This is a genomic window from Brevundimonas diminuta 3F5N, assembly GCF_900163625.1.
GTDB classification, from domain to species: Bacteria; Pseudomonadota; Alphaproteobacteria; order Caulobacterales; family Caulobacteraceae; genus Brevundimonas; species Brevundimonas diminuta_A.
Genome location: NZ_FUIE01000035.1, coordinates 1 through 18244 on the forward strand (window position 1 = coordinate 1; position 18244 = coordinate 18244).

The window sequence follows — 18244 nt, forward strand, 5'->3', positions numbered from 1 at the left end:
GGCAAAGGTCTCAGGCGTGGCCTTACTGGGTCCCCGCCTCCGCGGGGATGAGCGGTTAGTCGAAGTCCTTGCCGCATCGCCGTTTGACGCCCATATTGACGTCAGATGACGAAAGCCGCCGCCATGACCGCCCTCGACCTCTACGCCTCGCCCGAGACCCTGCCGGCCAGCGACGCCGCGCGGATCGGCAAGCTGCTGGGCCTGAACGACAATGAGACGATGGACGACGTGGCCCTGGCCGAGCGGGTGTCGCAAGGGCTGAAGCCCGCCGCCGCCGCCGCCCTGGGCCAGGTCATCGGCATGCCGCGCGTGGTCGGCCAGATCATCCCCGAGGCGACGCTGCGGCGCGCCCGCACCAGCCGCAAGCCTCTGTCCCGCGAGATGAGCGAGCGCCTGTACGAGGTCGGCCGCGTAGTCGACGCCGTGGGCCGCGCCTATCGCGGCGACAGCGCCGCCGTGGTCCGCTTCCTGAACCGCCCGCATCAACTGCTGAACGGCCGCACCCCTCTGGCCATGGCCCAGTCCAGTTCTGCGGGAGCCGACGCTGTGATCAACCTGGTGCGCCGCGCCGACGCCGGCTTCGCGGTCTAGGTCCGGGATGCACCGTCGGCTGGACGACGCGCTCAAGGGATTCCGCATCGGCGATCCGCGCGGCGAATATCCCATCTGGAGCGACGGCGGCTCGCGCCGGGCCTCAGGCCGCTGGCACGAGGCGGGCCAGAGAGTGATCTACGCCGCCGAGCACTATTCCACCGCCATGCTGGAAAAGCTGGTCCACTTCGGCGGCGAACTGCCGCTGGGCCAGCACCATGTGGAGATCCACATCCCTGCGGGCGTCTCCTATGAAGTGGTCAATCCGGATCTGGTGCCCGGCTGGGCCGAGCCGGGCGGGGCGGCCGCCCGCGCCTTCGGACGGGCCTGGCATGCGGAAGGCCGCTCGGCCCTGCTGATCACGCCCTCGGTCGTGGCGCGGATGGAGCGCAACTTCGTCTTCAACACCACGCATCCCGACTTCGCCCGCATCAAGCCGGGCTTGGAGACTCCCGTCTGGTGGGACAGCCGCCTGTTCGGCTGACGCGGCTCAGTCCAGCTTCAGCGCCTCGGCCAGCAGGCGGGCCTCGGCGGCGCGGCTGGACCCGGCGCGCCAGGCGACGACGATCTCGCGGTGCGGCGCATCGACGGAGATCGGGCGGATCACCACGCCGGGATTGTCGGCCAGACCCGCCTGAACCGCCATCTGCGGCAGGAAGCTGACCCCCAGCCCCGAGGACACCATCTGCACCAGGGTGTGCAGGGAGGTGGCGGCGAAGACGTCCTCGCCGCGCGGCGCCTCGATGTTGACGGCCGCCAGCGCCTGATCGCGCAGACAATGGCCGTCCTCCAGCAGGATCAGATCTTCCGCCTTCAGCATGCCGTCGGGAATCGGCCCCGCGCCCGCCAGCGGGTGCCCCACCGGAGCGGCGGCCATGATCTCATCATCGCCGATGCGGGCATGGTCGATGCCCGAGGCCTCATAGGGCAGGGCGATGACGGCGGCGTCCAGCTGGCCCGCCTTGAGCCCGGCGATCAGGCGCGGCGTCAGGTCTTCGCGCAGGAACAGGCGCAGGCCCGGATAAAGCGTCTTCAGTCCCGGCAGGGCGCGCGGCAACAGGAAGGGCGCAACCGTCGGAATGACGCCCAGACGAAACCGACCCGACAGGGGCTTGCCCGCATTCTGGGCCGCCTCGACCAGATCCTCGGCGCGAGCCAGCACGTCTTCGGCCCGGCGCACCGCTTCGGCGCCCACGGCTGTCAGGATCACCGCCCCGCGCGTGCGCTCCACCACCGCCGCGCCCAGCACCCGCTCCAGTTCCTGCACCCCCGACGAGAGGGCGGGCTGGCTGACGTGGGCGGCCTCGGCGGCGCGGCTGAACGAGCCATGCTCGGCCAGGAGCTTCAGATATTGTAGCTGACGCAGGGTAGGCAGGACGGACATGACTTCACACGACTAAGCGGCCAGAACCGATATAGGGCATGCCTATAATCAGACCCAAACCAATCGAGCCGCCTTATATCACTTCCCGCGTTCGATCATAATATAAATCTATTACATCAAGCAAAATGATCGATTTGACTTAAGCTTCGCCAGGGCCCATCTCATGGCCTCGACGGATCGCACTCCCCGCGGTCCGGCGGTCCTTTTTTCTGCATCTAGGAGAAGCGCGATGCTCGGCGTCGGTCAAAAACTGCCTGATTTCAAAATTATCGGCGTCAAGCCGGGCTTCAATGCTCACGAAGAGAACGGCGTCTCGGCGTTCGAAGCCGTCACGCAAGACAGCTTCGAGGGCAAGTGGAAGGTCATCTTCTTCTATCCGAAGGACTTCACCTTCGTCTGCCCGACCGAAATCGCCGCCTTCGCCAAGCTGGGCAAGGACTTCGAGGACCGCGACACCGTGGTTCTGGGCGGTTCGACCGACAACGAGTTCACCAAGCTGGCCTGGCGTCGTGACCACGCCGACCTGAGCAAGCTGCCGATCTGGCAGTTCGCCGACAACGGCGGCAAGCTGGCCCGCGCCCTGGGCGTGCTGGACGAAGAAGAAGGCGTGGCCCTGCGCGCGACCTTCGTCGTCGACCCGCACAACGTCATCCAGCACGTCTACGTCACCAATCTGAACGTCGGCCGTTCGCCGGAAGACACCCTGCGCGTCGTCGACGCTCTGCAGACCGACGAGCTGTGCGCCTGCAACCGCCCGGTCGGCGGCGACACCCTGGCCGCGTAAGTACTGGCCCAAAGGTCGCAACGACCAGGCCCGGACCGCGTGAGTAGGGTCCGGGCCGCCCCTCGAAAGAGGCGGCGGCGGGCGACTGTCGCCGCCTTTTTCATGCCTGATGATTTTATTTGGGCGCTATGCTCGGCTCGCGGAGCCTCGCGACTTGAACGCCCATCACGAAATACGGCCCCAAAGACGGCTCAAGAAGTAAGCGACCGCGTCGCGAACGATAGCCGCTCTTTGAAGCGCTGCTTCCTGAAAGGAACACGAAAATGTCCATCGACGCCCTGCGTGACCTGATCCCGGCCTATGGCAAGGACATCTCGCTGAACCTGTCCTCGCTGGCCAATGAGACCGTTCTGAACGACCAGCAGAAGTGGGGCAGCTTCCTGGCCTCGGCTCACGCCATCGGCGTCGGCCCCGTGGTCAAACTGATCGAGGCCCAGGCCGCGACGGTCCTGTCGCCTGAAGCGATGAACGCCGCCAAGGCCGCCGCCGCCATCATGGGCATGAACAACATCTACTATCGTTCGCTGCACCTGATGAAGAACCAGGAGTACACGACGCTGCCGGCCAAGCTGCGGATGAACATCATCGCCAATCCGGGCGTCGACAAGTTGGACTTCGAGCTGTGGTCGACCGCTGTCTCGGCGATCAACGGCTGCGGCGCCTGCCTGGACGCCCACGAGGGTGAACTGCGCAAGCACGCCGTGCCGAACGTCCAGATTCAGGCCGCCCTGCGCATCGGCGCCGTGGTCCACGCCGCCAGCCGCATCATCGCCTCGGAGACGGCGCTGAACGCCTGATCTCGAGCGGGCTCCAAGACAGGAAAAGGCGCGGATCGCTCCGCGCCTTTTTCTTTGTCCGTTAGATCGCGGCGCCCTTAGCCGTCGTTATCGGCGCCTTCATCGACCAACTCGCGCATCAGATCGACCACCAGTTTCTGTTGGCGCGACGACAGGCGCGGCGCCAGACGGCCGATCTCTATGGTTTGTCGGGTGGCGGGAAAGTCATGCACGAAAGGCTCGGCGTCGCCCTCGGCCATACCCGGCTGCACCGCGCCGGTCAGCCCATCGAAGAAGTAGCCGATGTCGACGCGAAAGAAGCGGGCGATGTCCCACAGTTTGGACGCCGAAATCCGGTTGGCGCCCTTCTCATACTTCTGCACCTGCTGAAAGGTCACTCCCAGCGCCTGGCCCAGATCGGTCTGATTGTAGCCTAGGGCGATGCGCTTCTCGCAGACGCGCCGCCCCACATGCCGATCCACCAGATGGGGACCATCAGTCCCGGAACCCCTGACCATGTCCTGCCCTCTTCCCTGTTTTTCTTTTCGACATGCCGCCGCCCTCGGCTTCTGTCATGCGTTTTCGCGTCACAGGGGCGCCGCCCCTCTCGATAGGGTTAACGCGTCAGCCGCCCGTTTCCGGCGCGGCGACGGCCCGCAGCCAGCATTATAATCAGCAAGACGGCGAACCCCATATCGCCCCAGCGACCATAGAGCGTCGGCGACGCGGCCTTCGGCAGGCGCACGTCGATGATCCCGGCCTGGCCGGGGTCCAGCCGCTTGCCCTCGACGATGCGGCCCCACGGATCGATCATGGCCGAAACGCCCGTCGGCGTGGCCCGCGCTACCGGCAGGCCGGTCTCCAGCGCGCGATAGGAGGCCAGGTTCAGATGCTGGCGCGGCCCCGAGGTCTTGCCGAACCAGGCGTCGTTCGAGACGTTGACGATCCAGGCCGGACGCGTCGCCGTCGCCGCGGGCGTGAAGCCCGGATAGAGGCTCTCGTAGCAGATCAGCGGCTGCACCAGCGGCGCGTTGACCAGGCTGATCGGCGCGGGCGGCGGACCGGCGCTGAAGTCGGCCGGCACGTGCACCAGGCTGCGCACGCCGATCTTGCTCATCAGCTCGCCCATCGGCAGGTATTCGCCGAACGGCACCAGCCGGTGCTTGTCGTAGATCGGCCCGATGCGCAGACCCGCCGCCCCTTCGTCATGCAGGGCAAACAGGCTGTTGTAATAGCGAGCCCCGGTCTCGGCGCTGGGATCGGGCTCGCCCCGGCTCAGGCCCACCAGCAGGGTCTGGCCCGTCTGCAAGGCCGCCGCCACCGCCTGGGCGTCCGGCGAGGCGAACAGGTCGTTGGCCGTGGTCGGCAGGGCGCCCTCAGGCCAGATCACCACGTCCGGCAGGGCGGCGGCGGGCTGGGCGGTCAGCTCCAGATAGCGGCCCAGAATGGCGTGATAGGCCTCGGGGCTCCACTTGTAGTCCTGGGCGATGTCGGCCTGGACCAGGCGCACCAGGGTCGGCGTCTCCACCACCCGCGCCGATGACAGACGCACGGCGCCGAAGGCGAACAGGCCGGCCAGGGTCAACACGCCCAGCCCCGCCACGATCAGGCGCGGCCGTCGCGGCCCGGCGTCGATCAGGGGCGCAAAGGCGCTGACTGCCGCCACCGTGATCAGGCCCAGCCCATAGACTCCGCCGATCGAAGCGAACTGCGACATGGCCGATCCCGCCGCCCAGCCCGCGCCCGCCGGATTCCACGGAAAGCCCGTCAGCACATGGCCGCGCGTCCATTCCAGCAGGGCGAACAGGGCCGCGAACAGCAGGATGCGCCGCATCCCGCCAGGACTGAAGCGACGATAGGCCAGCGTCGCCAGCCCCCAGAACAGCCCCATGCCCGCCGGCAGCAGGCTGGCGGCGAAGGGCGCCATCCACGCCTGGGCCGGATTGACTAGGAAAGCCTCGGCCACCCACCAGCAGCCGATGAAGAAATAGGCGAACCCCGCCAGCCAGCCGACCCAGAAGCCGCCCTTCATGCCGCTGGCCCGATCCGCCAACAGCAGAAGCAGCGGGTAGCCCAGCAGGCCCGGCAGGAAACCGAACGGCGGATGCGCCAGGGCGGCGCCCGCCCCGGCCAGCAGCGCCAGGGCGATGCGGCTCCAGCGATTGTTCAGCAAACCCGCGAACCGGGCGGCGATCACCCCGCTCACGCGGCGCCCTCATGCTCGATCGCACCATTCTCGGCGGCATAGGGGTCAGCGACGCCCAGCTCGGCCAGAATCTCGCGCTCTTCGGCCTCCATCTCGTCGGCTTCGGCGTCGTCCTCGTGATCGCGGCCCAGCAGGTGCAGCACGCCGTGGACGACCAGATGGCTCAGATGGTCCGACAGGCTCTTGCCCTGCGCCTCGGCCTCGGCCGCGCAATAGGCATAGCCCAGCACCACGTCCCCCAGATGCGGAAAGGCGCTTTCCGCAGCCGGGAAGGACAGCACGTTCGTCGGCCGGTCCTTGTCGCGGAAACGTTTGTTCAAATCCTGCACCGCCGCGTCGTCGGCCAATAGCACCACCACATCGCCCTCGACTGTTCCGAGGGCCGCGCGGGCCGCGCGCTCGGCGACTGCGGCCGCCTCGGGCAGGGCCTCAGTCCAGGCGTCGCTCTCGATTTCGACCTCGATCATCAGGCGTCGTCCTCAAGGTCGGGGAAGGGGCGGCTGCGCGCCGCATCGGAGTCATAGGCCCGCACGATGCGCTCGACCATGGCGTGGCGCACCACGTCCTCGGACTTGAACTGCTGAACGCCGACGCCCTCCACGTCCTTGAGGATGCGCAGGGCGTGGGCCAGGCCGGAATCGCGCGGGTTCAGCAGGTCGACCTGCGACGGGTCGCCCGTCACCACCATGCGCGCGCCCTCGCCCAGGCGGGTCAGCACCATCTTCATCTGCATCCGCGAGGTGTTCTGCGCCTCATCGACGATGATGAAGGCGTGGCTGAGCGTGCGGCCGCGCATGAAGGCGATGGGGGCGGCTTCGATCTCGCCCTTCTCGCGACGACGGCGCACGTCGTCGACGCCCAGGATGTCGTTCAGCGACTCCCAGATCGGGGCCAGATAGGGGTCGACCTTCTCGTTCAGATCGCCCGGCAGGAAACCCAGTTTCTCGCCCGCCTCGACCGCCGGGCGGGTGATGACCAGCCGGTCCACCTGCCCCCGCTTCAGCAGCGAGGCGCCGTAGGCCGCCGCCAGGAAGGTCTTGCCCGTACCGGCCGGGCCGACGCCGAAGGTCAGCTCGCAGCGGCCCAGCATCTCCAGATAGCGCGCCTGCGACGCCGTCTTGGGCGCGATGGCGCCGCGGCGGCCGACCGGCAGGGCCGCGCCCTCCGGCACGCTGCGACCGGCGCTGCGACCCGCAGGTTCGGCGCGCGGTTGGGTGACGGCGGCGCCCAGGGCGGTGCGCACATCGGCCTCGGTGATCTCGGCGCCCGCCTCGGCCCGGCTCGACAAGGCCTCGATCACCCGGCGCGCCTGCGCCCGATCACGCGTCGAGCCGTTGATCGACACCCCGCCGCCCGGCGTCTCGACCAGCACCTTGAAGGCGTCCTCGATCAAAGCCAGGTGGCGGCTGTTCGGCCCGATGACGGCGCGCAACGCCGCATCGCTGAGGGACAGGAACTCGGACTCTCGCGCCATGAAGTCTCCTTAAGAGTCCCTATCGCCTCGCACGCGGTGCGAGGCTGCTTGAGGGACGATATTGAGTGTTCCTAACGCCTCACGCACGGCGTGAGACTGCTTGAGGAACGTAGCGTGGGGCCGCTCGCGACACATGCGTTGAGAGAAACCCGTCAGTTCGTCTGGATCAGGCGACCGCTCAGACTGTTCTGCTGGCCCCTGATGATCTCGACCGGAACGATCCGGCCGATCAGTTGATCCGCGTCGTCGACGTGGACCGATTGCAGATAGGGCGAGCGGCCGACAGCCTGGGCGCCGTGGCGGCCCTTTTTCTCGAACAGCACCGGCAGGACGCGCCCGGCCAGCGACTGGTTGAAGGCGGTCTGCTGCTCGGTCAGCAGGGCTTGAAGGGCGTGCAGCCGCTCTTTCGCCACGGCGTCCGGGACCTGGGCCGCCATGGTCGCGGCGGGCGTGCCGGGACGCGGCGAATACATGAAGGAGAAGGCGCTGGCGTAGTTCACCCGCCGCACCAGATCCATGGTGTCCTCAAAATCGCGATCCGTCTCGCCGGGGAAGCCCACGATGAAGTCGCCCGCCATCGCCATGTCAGGCCGCGCCTCGCGGATGCGGTCGATCAGATCGAAGTACTTCTGACGCCCGTGCTTGCGGTTCATCAGGCGCAGGATGCGGTCCGACCCCGCCTGAACCGGCAGGTGCAGATAGGGCATCAGGGCGTCCAGCTCCCCGTGCGCGGCGATCAGCTCGTCCGACATGTCATTCGGGTGACTGGTCGTATAGCGGATGCGATCCAGCCCCGGAATCTCGGCCAGCGCATAGGCCAGCTTCGCCAGGGTGAAGGGCTTTCCGTCCGGCCCTTCGCCGTCATAGGCGTTGACGTTCTGGCCCAACAGGGTGACTTCGCGCACGCCCCGGTCGGCCAGGGAGCGGGCCTCGGCCAACACCGCCGCCACCGGCCGCGACCATTCGGCGCCGCGCGTATAGGGCACGACGCAGAAGGTGCAGAACTTGTCGCACCCCTCCTGCACCGTCAGAAAGGCCGTGACTCCTTCCGTACCGCGCGTCGCGGGCAGGGCGTCGAACTTCTCGTTCGGCGCAAAGTCTGCGCCGATGCGCTCGCCGCGCGCCCGCGCCGTGCGGGTCAGAAGTTCCGGCAGCTGATGATAGGCCTGGGGTCCGACCACCAGATCGACCGCCGGCTGGCGCTTCATGATCTCCTCGCCCTCGGCCTGGGCGACGCAGCCGGCCACGGCGATCGTCATGCCGTTCCGTCCCGCCGCCAGGCGCCGATCCCGCATCTCCCGCAGCTTGCCCAGCTCGGAATAGACCTTTTCCGCCGCCTTCTCGCGAATGTGGCAGGTGTTCAGGATGACGAAGTCGGCGTCTTCAGGCGTTTCGGTCGAGGCATAGCCCAGCGGGCGCAGCACATCCGCCATGCGCTCCGAGTCATAGACGTTCATCTGACAGCCATAGGTCTTGATGAACAGGCGCTTGGGCGCGGCGCTCGCGTCAGATGCGCCAGCGTCCGCCGGGGCGGGAGGGTCGAGCGTATCAGTCATGCACGGCTTATGATCGCCGAAATCGACGACGGCAAGACGATGTGAAGACTGACGGCGGTCAGTCTTCGGTCTCGTCGCGCGGGCGGCGCTTGTAGATCAGGCCCTCGCGCTCCACCGGCTCCGCGCCGGGGATGACGTGGCCGTAGAGCTCCAGCTTGTGACCGACCAGCTCATAGCCCAGCTTGCGCGCGATCTCGGCCTTCAGCCGCTCGATCTCGGCGTCGAAGAATTCGATGACCTCGCCCGTCTTGGTGTCGATCAGGTGGTCGTGGTGGTCGTCGCCCGCCTCTTCATAGCGGCTGCGGCCGTCGCCGAAGTCGTGCTTCTCGACCACGCCCGCCTCTTCGAACAGGCGCACGGTGCGATAGACGGTGGCGATGGAGATGTGCGGGTCGATCGCCGAGGCGCGGCGATACAGCTCTTCCACATCGGGGTGGTCTTCGGCGTTCGACAGGACGCGGGCGATCACCCGACGTTGCTCAGTCATGCGCATGCCGCGTTCGGCGCAGAGTTTTTCGATCCGGTCCATGGCGGCGAAGATAGGCTGTACCGTCGCCTTATGGAAGCTATCGAGAGAAGTTCAGGACAAGCGTCAGCGCGTCCTCGCGCCTTCCGTCCGCGTGCGAATAATAGCCGCGACGGCGCCCCATCTCGACGAAGCCGCTTCGGGCGTAGAGGGCGCGGGCGGCGGCGTTGCCCTCGGCCACCTCCAGGAACATCCGCTCGGCCCCCAGGGCGGCCGCCCGAACCACCGCCGCCTCGACCAGGCGCCCGCCCAGACCCGCGCGCCGCGCGGAGGGCCGCACCGCCAGAGTCAGGATCTCCGCCTCATCGACCACGACGCGGATCAGGATGAAGCCCTCGTCCTCGGCCACGGCGAACACGCCCGGCGAGACCAGCAGTTCAGACAGGGCCGCTTCATCCCACGGCGCCGCGAAGGCCTCGGCGTGGATCGCGGCCAGGCGCGCTGGATCGGCCGGCAGGAAGAGCGTCGCGCTCACGCGGCGGGCTGGCGCGGCTGGCCCGGCAGGCGGCTGGGCGGCGTGGCGTCAGGCGCGCGCAGATAGAGCGGCTGCGGCGGCGAGGTCGCCGGGTCGGCGGCCAGGGCCAGCGCCGCCACCGCCTCCGGCGTCGGAGCGGGCAGGGGATGCAGGTCCGCGTCAGCCAGTGCAGGGAAGGTCTCGGCCAAAAGCGCCGCCCCGCTGCCGACCAGGGTCGGCCGTGCGGCGCCCGCGGCGGCCAAGATACGGTCGCGCGCCGTCTCCAGCGGCAGGGCTTCAGCCTCGCCCAGCGGCGCGCCGTCGCGGAACAGGCGCGCATAGACCTGACCCCGGCGCGCGTCGATCACGGCGGCGACCAGGCCCAGATTGTCTGTCGGCAAAGACGCGGCCAGAGCATCCAGCGTCGAGATTCCGACCACCGGCCGGTCCAGCGCCGCGCCCAGACCCAGCGCAAAGGAAAGGCCGACCCGCAGGCCGGTGAAGGAGCCCGGCCCGACCGTCACGGCGATGCGGTCGATCCCGTCGAAGCCCCCCGCTTCGGCCGCCGCATCGCGCGCCAGACCGCCCAGACGCTCCTGATGTCCCTTGGCCATGACCTCCGCACACACGCCCAGAGCCTGGGGCAGGGCCGCGCCCGCCTGACCCGTAAACACCCCGACGGCGCAGGCGCCCAGCGCCGTGTCGATGACCATGACCTTCATGGCTCTGTCCCTAATGCGAAACCGCTTCGGATGCGACCGCCACGACGCCAGGCGCCGATCAGCCGCCCGCCATGGCCTGGGCGACCCGCGTCAGCGCGCGGCGCGCGCCTGCATCGGGAATGCGGGCGAAGGCCTCGGCCAGACCGCGCCCCTCGGCGCTGGCCAGGACCGGATGGACCAGTTCGACCTCTCCCTCGACGCTCAGTCGCGCAGGGAAGAAATCGGCCACCGAACACCCCATGGCGGTGGCCGCCTGATGCAGACGCGAGGCGGAGACCCGGTTGGCCCCGGTCTCATATTTCTGAACCTGCTGGAAGCTGACGCCCAGTTCCCGCCCCAACACGGACTGGGACCAGCCCAAGGCAGACCGCCGGGCGGCGATGCGCAGGCCGACGGCCTGGTCGATATGATGACTGCGACGCGACATGACCCCTCCGATTTCAACCAGAGAGTTTCATAGCTCGCACCGAAATACAACTATTTCGTTTCATTCATCATCAAAGCGGCCGATCACCGCCGACATCGACTGGATATGCGAGCGCGCGATCCGCTCCGACCGATCCAGGCCGCCCGCGCCGAAGACCACCACTTCAGCATCGTCGGCGCGATCATAGAGGCGAACCTTCTGAACACCGTCGTCCATCTGGATAATGCAGCCCTGTCCCCGGCGCGGCCAACGCCCCGGTGCATATTCCAGCACCGTCCCGGCGGAGGCCCAGGGGGTCAGTTCATCAGTCTCCAACCGCAGCCGACGCGACGCGATGGGAGCGCCCTCGAACGCCCGGTCGCGCGCCGAAACTCCATTGGCGGCAAGGACTTCAGGTGAAGCCGGATCGCCTTCCAGGTGCAGAACCAACGCCTCGGGCGTGGCGTCCAGGGCGCCGGTCAGGCGGCGCTGGACGTCCGGACGGAACAGGCTGGAGCGCTTGCCCGCCTCATACAGGCCCCAACCCTGGCTGGTCATGCCGATCCGCTGGCCCGCTTCGGCCTGGCTAAAGCCGCGCTCGCGCCGCAGCGCCGCCAGGGCCTCGCCCAGGGCGCGCGCTTGAGATGTCTCGTCCGAACCGCTCATGACGCCATCATGCCCGACGGCGCGTCGCCCGACGAGTGTTTCATGTGAAACAGGGCGGCGCTTACAGCACCTGTTCGACGCTGGTCACTTCGGGGACGTAGTGGCGCATCATCTGCTCGACTCCGGCCTTCAGCGTGGCCGAGGAGGAGGGGCAGCCCGCGCAGGCGCCGCGCATCCGCAGACGCAAGACGCCGGTTTCCTCATCGAAATGATCGAACAGGATGTCTCCGCCGTCCTGAGCCACGGCCGGACGAATGCGGCTGTCGAGCAGGCTCTTGATCTCGGCCACGATCTCCGTGTCCTCGCCGGCGTCCTCAGTCGCCGTCTCGCCTTCGCGCACCAGCGGCGCGCCCGAGACGAAATGATCCATGATGACCGACAGGATCGGCGCCTTCATCTCGCTCCAATCCGGGCCTTGAGCCGCGCGGGTGACCGAGACGTAATCGGCGCCGAAGAAGACGCCCTCGACCCCTTCCAGTTCGAACAGGGCCTCGGCCAAGGGCGAGGCGGCCGCCTCGTCGATGGTGCGGTACTCCAACACGGCCTGCGGAGCGACGTCGCGGCCCGGCAGGAACTTCAGGGCGTTGGGATTGGGCGTGGCTTCGGTCTGGATGAACATGAACCCCAGATGCGCCCTGCCGCGCCTCGGTTCAAGTGGGCGTCCGGCCCCAAGGCGAGGCGTCTCGTCGCGTCACCCCCTTACGCATGAGCGCGCCCACGTCGCTCAAGCCGCGAGGCCCCACGGGCCGAGCATAGCGACTCTAAAAATCAAGCCAGATCCAGAATCTCCGCCTCGGTCAGTTCGCCGGGGACGATGGTGACGGGCAGCTTGCGGCCGGTGAAGGCGGCGCCCTGTTTCAGCACCGCCGAGACCAGGGGGCCGGGGCCGCGCCCGTTGGCGCCGGCAGCCAGGATCAGGATCTTGATGTCGGGATCGTCGCCGACCGCCTTGCGGATGGCGGCCTGGGGATCGCCCTCCTCGATCAGATAGACGGGTGGAGCCCCGGAGGTCTCGGCGACCTTTTCTCCCAGCCGGGCCAGCAGGGCCTCGGCCTCCTCGCGTTGCTGACGACGGATTTCGTCGCGGACGCCGGACCAGTGCTCATCCGATCCGCCCACCAGGGCGCGCAACAGCACCACATGGCCCCCGGTCGAGCGGGCGCGGCGCGAGGCGTAGGCCAGGGCGGCGTCCAATTCGGGAGTGTCGTCGACGACGACGAGGAACTTCCTGGGCATGGGCCCTCCGGTTCGCTGAACAGCAAGGGCCACCTAAACCGACCTCGCCCCAAACGCCAAGGCCCGCCCGCCTCGCCAAACGACGAAACGGACGGGCCTTAAAAAGCGACTTCACGACCATCGCTCACTTTTCAAGCGCCTCATGCGCTCATGAAGCGAGCCGCCGCGCGACAAGCATAACGCCCCAAAAAGGCGCTCAAGCAGTGAGCGACCGCGTCGCGAACGTAGCGCGTGACGCCGGGCTCTCGCCCGGCGTCACCTCACTTAGGAAGCCGAAGCCAGCACCTCGCGGATCTCGCCGTTGGCGATGGTCAGCTTGGCGAACGTCCAGCCGGAGCCCGAGGTCTCGATCTCATCGACCGAGCCGCGCAAGGCCTCCACCTGATCCATGCGAGCGCCGATCCAGGCGTCGACCGCCTGTTCCGCGCTGTCCTCGCCGGCGCCCGCCGCCTGGGCCGAGGCCTTGGCCACAGCGCGGGTCAGTTGCTGCTGCTCGGTCATCAAATCCTGGATCAGGCGACGCACGGCCAGACGATCGAAACGATCGCCCGACGGCACCGACCCGGCCGCCACGCGTAGGCGGTCGAAGTCGAAGGCGGCGCCGACCTGGTGATAGACGCGGGCCATGGCCGGAGCGTCCCAGCCCAGTTCGCCGGACAGGTCGCCGATGTCGGCCGTGGCCACCATCGGCCGCAGCATGGCGATGTCGCGGGCCAGGTCTTCCGGCGCGCCCAGACCGATGAAGGTCTGGACCCGGCTCTCGTAGCGGGCGTGCTCATAGCGCGACAGCACTTCAGGACCGGCAGCGCGCAGGGCGTCGGCGGCGGGCTGATAGGCGGCGATCATGCCGCCGACCGTCGTCTCGGTGCGAGCCGCGCGGCGCGCCAGCCAGAAGGTCTGGCGACGCAGGACCAGGGCGATCTCCTGATAGAGGGCCGTCTGGGCCTCGGCCGGGATCTTGAGGTCCAGGGCCGACACCGCCTTCCAGGCCTCGTCGAGGCGGAAGACGTGGCGGGCGGTCTCGAAGGCCGTGACCATGGCCGCGGTGTCGCATTCCGCCGCCGCGCGCAGGCGGTCAGGGAAGGTCGGCCCGGCCATGTTGACGATCTCGTTCGACAGCACGGTGGCGATGATGTCGCGACGCAGGCGGTGGCCCTTCATGTCCTCTTCGAACTGGGCCAGCGGCGCCGGGAAGTATTCCAGCAGCAGGCGTTCGAAGAAGGCGTCGTCCGGCGCCGCCGAGCCGACGATCTCGTCGAACAGCTCGAGCTTGGAGTAAGCGGTCAGCACCGCCAGCTCCGGCCGGGTCAGGGCCTGGCCCTGCAGCTTCATCTCGGCGATGCGGGCGTCGTCGGGCAGGTATTCGACCGCCCGGTTCAGCTTACCGATCGAGGACAGGTGCTGCATGAAGGCCTGCTGGGCGTCCAGCGCGGCGGCGCCCTCGGCCTGTTGCAGGGTCAGGGCCAGGGTCTGGTCGTAGTTGTGAGCCAGCACCTTGTCCGCGACCTCATCGGTCATCGACTTGAGCAGGGCGTTGCGGTCCTCGGCCTTCAGATGGCCCGAAGCGATGGCGCCGCCGGTCAGGATCTTGATGTTCACCTCATGGTCCGAGGAGTCCACGCCGGCCGAGTTGTCGATGGCGTCGGTGTTCAGACGCACGCCTGCGCGCGCCGCCTCGATGCGGCCCACCTGGGTCGCGCCCAGGTTGGCGCCTTCGCCGACGACCTGGGCCCGGATCTCGCCGCCGTTGATGCGGATGGCGTCGTTGGCCTTGTCGCCGACCTGCAGGTTCGTCTCGCCGGCGCCCTTGATGTAGGTGCCGATGCCGCCGAAGTAGAGCAGCTCGGCGCGCGCCCTGAGGATGGCCTGCATCAGGGTGACCGGGTCGACGGTGTCGGCCTCGATATCCAGCAGTTCCTTGATCTGCGGCGTCAGGGCGATCGACTTGGCCGAGCGCGAGAAGACGCCGCCGCCTTCCGAGATCAGGCTCTTGTCATAATCCTGCCAGCTGGTGCGCGGCGTCTCGAACAGGCGCTTGCGCTCAGCCCACGACTTCGCCACGTCCGGGTTCGGGTCAATGAAGATGTCGCGGTGATCGAAGGCGGCCACGACCTTAGTCGCCTGCGACAGCAGCATGCCGTTGCCGAAGACGTCGCCCGACATGTCGCCGACGCCGACCACGGTGAAGGGCTCAGTCTGGATGTCCTTGCCGATCTCACGGAAGTGACGCTTGACCGCCTCCCAGGCGCCGCGCGCCGTAATGCCCATCTCCTTGTGGTCGTACCCGGCCGAGCCGCCCGAGGCGAAGGCGTCGTCCAGCCAGAAGCCGTAGGACTGGCTCACGCCGTTGGCGATGTCCGAGAAGGTCGCCGTGCCCTTGTCGGCGGCCACGACCAGATAGGGGTCGTCGCCTTCCCAGGCCACGACATTGGCAGGGCGCACCGGCGCGGCCTCGCCCGTGATGTTGTCGGTGATGTCCAGCATGCCCGACAGGAAGGTCTTGTAGGCGCGAATGGCTTCGGCCTGCGTCTCCTCGCGGGTGCCGCCGATCGGCAGCTGCTTGGGATAGAAGCCGCCCTTGGAGCCGACCGGCACGATGACCGAGTTCTTGACCTGCTGAGCCTTCACCAGACCCAAAACCTCGGTGCGGAAGTCGTCGCGGCGGTCCGACCAGCGCAGGCCGCCCCGCGCCACCGGGCCGAAGCGCAGGTGCGAACCCTCGATGTGCGGCGCCCAGACGAAGATTTCGCGGAAGGGCTTGGGCAGGGGCAGGTCGGCCAGTTCCTGACCGGCGATCTTGATCGAGATATGGGCCTTGGGCGTGCCCTCGGCGTCGACCTGATAGAAGTTGGTGCGCTTGATCCCGTCGATCAGGGCCGCGATGCGGCGCAGGGCCCGGTCATGATCCAGGCTCTTCACGTCCTGCAGCAAGGTCTCGATCTTGGCGTCCAGCTCGGCCACGGCCGCTTCACGCTCGGCGACCGAACCGCCGTGGGCCGGGTCGAACTTGGCCTTGAACAGCGACAGGATGGCGCGCGCCACGTCGGGGTATTCGCGCAGGGCGGCTTCCTGGACCGACTGCGACGGGTCCAGACCCGTCTGCTGGCGATAGCGGGCCAGGGTGCGGATCAGAGCCGCCTCGCGCCAGTCGACGCCCAGTTCGAGCACCAGACGGTTGAAGCCGTCGCTCTCGGTGCGGCCGTTCCACACGGCCTTAAAGGCTTCCTCGAACGGAATCTTGAGGTCGGCGAACACCAGATCGGCGCCGCGCGGATCTTCCAGCAAGAAGTCGTGGATATAGATCGGCTCCTGGCCGGTCGTGCGCACGACGTGGTCGGATTCCTCAAGCGTCTTCAGGCCCATGTCGGCCAGGATCGGCAGAACGTCCGACAGCGGCACGGCCGAACCGCGGCGGTACAACTTGAAGCGGAACTGCAGATTGGTCTCGTCCGCCGTGCGGAAGGCGCGCACGGCGACCGGCTCGGCGTGGACGCCGTCGGCGGCCGAGCCGTCGTTCAGGCGGTCGAACTGCTCCAGGTCAGCCACAGCCTCGGCCGCGTCATAGCGGGCGCGGAAAGCCACGCCGAAGCCCTCGGCCCAGCGGGCGCTGGTCGGGCCGACGGCGGCCTCGTCCACGCCGGCGAGGCGCAGAGCGCTTTCGAAACGGTCGATCCAGCTACGGCCGGCCTCGGCCACCTCGGCCTCCAGGGCCTTGAGATCCGGGATCGGGTGGTCGCCCGGCGTCACGCCGATGATGTAGTGGACGCGGGTCAACGGCTGGTCGGTCAGCTGCGGATACCAGGCTGAGACGCGACCGCCCCAGGCCTGGGCCAGGATGCCGCCGATGCGCTGGCGCAGGCCGGCGTCGAAGCGTTCGCGCGGAATGAAGCACAGCACCGAGACGAAGCGGTCGAACGGGTCGCGACGCGTGAACAGGCGGATACGCGGCCGATCATACAGGTGCAGAATGCCCAGCGCCGTATCCAGCAGCTCGTCCTCGCCGATCTGGAACAGCTCGTCGCGAGGATAGTTTTCGAGAATGTTCTTCAGGCGCTTGTAGTTGTGGCTGCCCGGCGTCTTGCCGGCGCGTTCCAGCGCATTGGCGACCTTGCGCCGGATCAGCGGCGCGTCCTTGGCCATCTTGTCGTAGGCCTCGGCGGTGAACAGGCCGACGAAGCGGGTCTCGCCGGTCGCCTTGCCGTCGGCGTCGTAACGCTTGACCCCGACGTAATCCATGTAGGCGCGGCGGTGCACGCGCGAGCGCATATTGGCCTTGGCCACAGTGACCGGATCGCTCTCGTCCAGCTGGCGCTGCATGGCGGCGGTCAGGACGGCGGGCTCGGAGGCGCGGCGCAGGACGCGGCGCTCGGGATCGCTGAGGACGCCCAGGCCGTCGCTGGACTGGTTCAGGGGCGCCTCGGCCTCATACGAACCCGAAGCGTCGCGGGGATAGTCGTAGTCGCGCGCGCCCAGGAAGACGAAGTGATCGCTCTTGGCCCAGCGCAGGAACTCGAGGTTCTCCTTCAGCACTTCGGGGTCGACGCCCTTCGGCGGGGCGGCTTCAAGACGTTGGACCGCGTCGCGCATGGTCTGGACCATGGCGCTGTGGTCGCGCACGGCGACGCGCACGTCGGCCATGGCCTGGGCCAGGCCCTCGCCCAGCGCGTCGCGGCGCTCCTGAGGCAGGGGATCGATGACGACGATGATCAAGGAGTCGCGACGGCCGGCTTCGACCTCGACGATCGGGTGGAACAGGGCGCGGACGGTGACGCCCGCCTCAGCCAGCTCGCCCAGAACGCTGTCGACCAGGAAGGGGCCGTCGTCCTGCAGGATCAGGATCTGGTCATAGCCGGTGTTGACGCCGGCGGCGTCGGCCAGCGGACCGACGGTGATGCGGGCGGGCTCGCCCGCCTTGCGGGCCTCGGCGCCGCGCCAGGCGCCAGCCAGCAGGACCGCCAGGTCGTCGCCGCCCAGCTCAGGCGTCTCATCGGCCGAATAGTCGTCGAAGGCCTGAGCCAGCAGGGTCTTCTCCGCCGCGCCCGGCGGCGCCGCAATCCGCGCGTAGGCCGCCTCCAGCGCTCCCAGGTCAGCGGGAACGGCGGGAACGATGCGCGAAGCAGCGGACATGACTCAGGTCTCGAACGGCGCGGCGGAAAACCGCTGGGGAAAACAGCCGCACCTTAGCGTCCCCGGCGAGAACGGCTAGGCCGCGAACGCCCCGAAAGACAGGGAATTTCAGTGTGCACCGCACCATGTGGCGCGGGAGGCCCAGTTGTGGACTGTTTTAGCTACCACCGCCGCAGAACAGAGAAATAAAAGCCCCAATTCAGCCGTGATCGGACAGAAGCGCGCGTCAGGGCTGAAGGAAAATGGGGCCCAGAAACGAACAAGGCCGTCGAACGATGTCCGACGGCCTGCTCGGTCCGGCGCTCAGGAGGGGGAGGGGAAGCGCCGGCCTGGGAC

18 protein-coding genes are annotated in these 18244 nt (G+C 68.1%); 4 read left to right on the plus strand and 14 right to left on the minus strand.

Going from position 1 to position 18244, the window contains the following annotated elements:
• Positions 1-105: 105 nt before the first annotated feature.
• Both FM111_RS06390 and FM111_RS06395 read left to right on the plus strand, forming a co-directional pair.
• The gene (locus FM111_RS06390) at positions 106-591 is read left to right on the plus strand and encodes an antitoxin Xre/MbcA/ParS toxin-binding domain-containing protein (protein WP_087140095.1); all 486 of its coding nucleotides are present in this window, start codon (positions 106-108) and stop codon (positions 589-591) included.
• 7 nt (positions 592-598) lie between these two features.
• Entirely contained in the window at positions 599-1075 is a 477-nt protein-coding gene (locus tag FM111_RS06395; RefSeq protein ID WP_087140097.1) for an RES family NAD+ phosphorylase, read from the plus strand.
• 6 nt (positions 1076-1081) lie between these two features.
• Here the strand turns inward: FM111_RS06395 and FM111_RS06400 are convergent, their stop codons facing one another.
• Entirely contained in the window at positions 1082-1975 is an 894-nt protein-coding gene (locus FM111_RS06400) for a hydrogen peroxide-inducible genes activator (protein WP_087140099.1), read from the minus strand.
• A gap of 229 nt (positions 1976-2204) precedes the next feature.
• On the opposite strand from FM111_RS06400, the gene FM111_RS06405 reads away from it, so the two are divergent.
• Together FM111_RS06405 and FM111_RS06410 are read left to right on the plus strand one after the other, a co-directional pair.
• Positions 2205-2759 carry a peroxiredoxin gene (locus tag FM111_RS06405; RefSeq protein ID WP_087140101.1) on the plus strand — a complete coding sequence of 185 codons (555 nt, stop codon included), beginning with the start codon at positions 2205-2207 and terminating at the stop codon, positions 2757-2759.
• A gap of 263 nt (positions 2760-3022) precedes the next feature.
• Entirely contained in the window at positions 3023-3556 is a 534-nt protein-coding gene (locus tag FM111_RS06410; protein ID WP_087140103.1) for a carboxymuconolactone decarboxylase family protein, read from the plus strand.
• 77 nt (positions 3557-3633) lie between these two features.
• On the opposite strand, the gene FM111_RS06415 is transcribed toward FM111_RS06410, so the two are convergent.
• The 13 genes from FM111_RS06415 to FM111_RS06475 all read right to left on the minus strand — a co-directional run bounded on the left by FM111_RS06415 (position 3634) and on the right by FM111_RS06475 (position 17908).
• A complete protein-coding gene (locus tag FM111_RS06415) occupies positions 3634-4053 on the minus strand; it encodes a helix-turn-helix domain-containing protein (protein WP_087140105.1) in 420 nt (139 codons plus the stop codon).
• A 98-nt stretch (positions 4054-4151) separates the two neighbouring features.
• The gene (lnt, locus tag FM111_RS06420; protein WP_087140107.1) at positions 4152-5741 is read right to left on the minus strand and encodes an apolipoprotein N-acyltransferase; all 1590 of its coding nucleotides are present in this window, start codon (positions 5739-5741) and stop codon (positions 4152-4154) included.
• Entirely contained in the window at positions 5738-6208 is a 471-nt protein-coding gene (ybeY, locus tag FM111_RS06425) for an rRNA maturation RNase YbeY (protein ID WP_087140109.1), read from the minus strand. Before ybeY ends, lnt begins: the two co-directional genes overlap by 4 nt.
• On the minus strand, positions 6208-7215 hold the full coding sequence (locus FM111_RS06430; protein ID WP_087140111.1) for a PhoH family protein: 1008 nt from the start codon (positions 7213-7215) through the stop codon (positions 6208-6210). The genes ybeY and FM111_RS06430 overlap by 1 nt, the downstream gene beginning before the upstream one ends.
• 152 nt (positions 7216-7367) lie before the next feature.
• Positions 7368-8771, minus strand: coding sequence for a tRNA (N6-isopentenyl adenosine(37)-C2)-methylthiotransferase MiaB (miaB, locus tag FM111_RS06435; protein WP_087140113.1), 1404 nt, complete (start codon positions 8769-8771; stop codon positions 7368-7370).
• A 58-nt stretch (positions 8772-8829) separates the two neighbouring features.
• Positions 8830-9300, minus strand: a complete 471-nt coding sequence (locus FM111_RS06440; protein ID WP_003166535.1) for a Fur family transcriptional regulator — start codon at positions 9298-9300, stop codon at positions 8830-8832.
• A 37-nt stretch (positions 9301-9337) separates the two neighbouring features.
• Positions 9338-9772, minus strand: coding sequence for a ribosomal protein S18-alanine N-acetyltransferase (gene rimI, locus FM111_RS06445; RefSeq protein WP_087140115.1), 435 nt, complete (start codon positions 9770-9772; stop codon positions 9338-9340).
• Complete coding sequence (gene tsaB, locus FM111_RS06450) at positions 9769-10473, minus strand: tRNA (adenosine(37)-N6)-threonylcarbamoyltransferase complex dimerization subunit type 1 TsaB (protein ID WP_087140117.1); 705 nt, start codon at positions 10471-10473, stop codon at positions 9769-9771. The genes rimI and tsaB overlap by 4 nt, the downstream gene beginning before the upstream one ends.
• Before the next feature lie 58 nt (positions 10474-10531).
• The gene (locus FM111_RS06455; protein WP_087140120.1) at positions 10532-10900 is read right to left on the minus strand and encodes a helix-turn-helix domain-containing protein; all 369 of its coding nucleotides are present in this window, start codon (positions 10898-10900) and stop codon (positions 10532-10534) included.
• Positions 10901-10960: 60 nt separating this feature from the next.
• Positions 10961-11545 (minus strand): helix-turn-helix domain-containing protein, encoded by a 585-nt coding sequence (locus tag FM111_RS06460; RefSeq protein ID WP_256968119.1) that lies wholly within the window; start codon positions 11543-11545, stop codon positions 10961-10963.
• Positions 11546-11606: 61 nt separating this feature from the next.
• Entirely contained in the window at positions 11607-12164 is a 558-nt protein-coding gene (locus FM111_RS06465) for a NifU family protein (RefSeq protein ID WP_087140122.1), read from the minus strand.
• 149 nt (positions 12165-12313) lie between these two features.
• Positions 12314-12781, minus strand: coding sequence for a universal stress protein (locus tag FM111_RS06470; RefSeq protein ID WP_087140124.1), 468 nt, complete (start codon positions 12779-12781; stop codon positions 12314-12316).
• A gap of 264 nt (positions 12782-13045) precedes the next feature.
• A complete protein-coding gene (locus FM111_RS06475) occupies positions 13046-17908 on the minus strand; it encodes an NAD-glutamate dehydrogenase (RefSeq protein ID WP_087140126.1) in 4863 nt (1620 codons plus the stop codon).
• Between the last annotated feature and the right edge of the window lie 336 nt (positions 17909-18244).

Coding starts and splice junctions, on each gene's coding strand:
- FM111_RS06400 (WP_087140099.1), bottom strand. CDS start 1,975: ATGTCCGTCCTGCCTACCCTGCGTCAGCTACAATATCTGAAGCTCCTG.
- FM111_RS06470 (WP_087140124.1), bottom strand. CDS start 12,781: ATGCCCAGGAAGTTCCTCGTCGTCGTCGACGACACTCCCGAATTGGAC.
- FM111_RS06460 (WP_256968119.1), bottom strand. CDS start 11,545: ATGAGCGGTTCGGACGAGACATCTCAAGCGCGCGCCCTGGGCGAGGCC.
- FM111_RS06440 (WP_003166535.1), bottom strand. CDS start 9,300: ATGGACCGGATCGAAAAACTCTGCGCCGAACGCGGCATGCGCATGACT.
- ybeY (WP_087140109.1), bottom strand. CDS start 6,208: ATGATCGAGGTCGAAATCGAGAGCGACGCCTGGACTGAGGCCCTGCCC.
- FM111_RS06395 (WP_087140097.1), top strand. CDS start 599: ATGCACCGTCGGCTGGACGACGCGCTCAAGGGATTCCGCATCGGCGAT.
- FM111_RS06475 (WP_087140126.1), bottom strand. CDS start 17,908: ATGTCCGCTGCTTCGCGCATCGTTCCCGCCGTTCCCGCTGACCTGGGA.
- FM111_RS06415 (WP_087140105.1), bottom strand. CDS start 4,053: ATGGTCAGGGGTTCCGGGACTGATGGTCCCCATCTGGTGGATCGGCAT.
- FM111_RS06405 (WP_087140101.1), top strand. CDS start 2,205: ATGCTCGGCGTCGGTCAAAAACTGCCTGATTTCAAAATTATCGGCGTC.
- FM111_RS06390 (WP_087140095.1), top strand. CDS start 106: ATGACGAAAGCCGCCGCCATGACCGCCCTCGACCTCTACGCCTCGCCC.
- miaB (WP_087140113.1), bottom strand. CDS start 8,771: ATGACTGATACGCTCGACCCTCCCGCCCCGGCGGACGCTGGCGCATCT.
- FM111_RS06430 (WP_087140111.1), bottom strand. CDS start 7,215: ATGGCGCGAGAGTCCGAGTTCCTGTCCCTCAGCGATGCGGCGTTGCGC.
- FM111_RS06455 (WP_087140120.1), bottom strand. CDS start 10,900: ATGTCGCGTCGCAGTCATCATATCGACCAGGCCGTCGGCCTGCGCATC.
- tsaB (WP_087140117.1), bottom strand. CDS start 10,473: ATGAAGGTCATGGTCATCGACACGGCGCTGGGCGCCTGCGCCGTCGGG.
- FM111_RS06465 (WP_087140122.1), bottom strand. CDS start 12,164: ATGTTCATCCAGACCGAAGCCACGCCCAATCCCAACGCCCTGAAGTTC.
- FM111_RS06410 (WP_087140103.1), top strand. CDS start 3,023: ATGTCCATCGACGCCCTGCGTGACCTGATCCCGGCCTATGGCAAGGAC.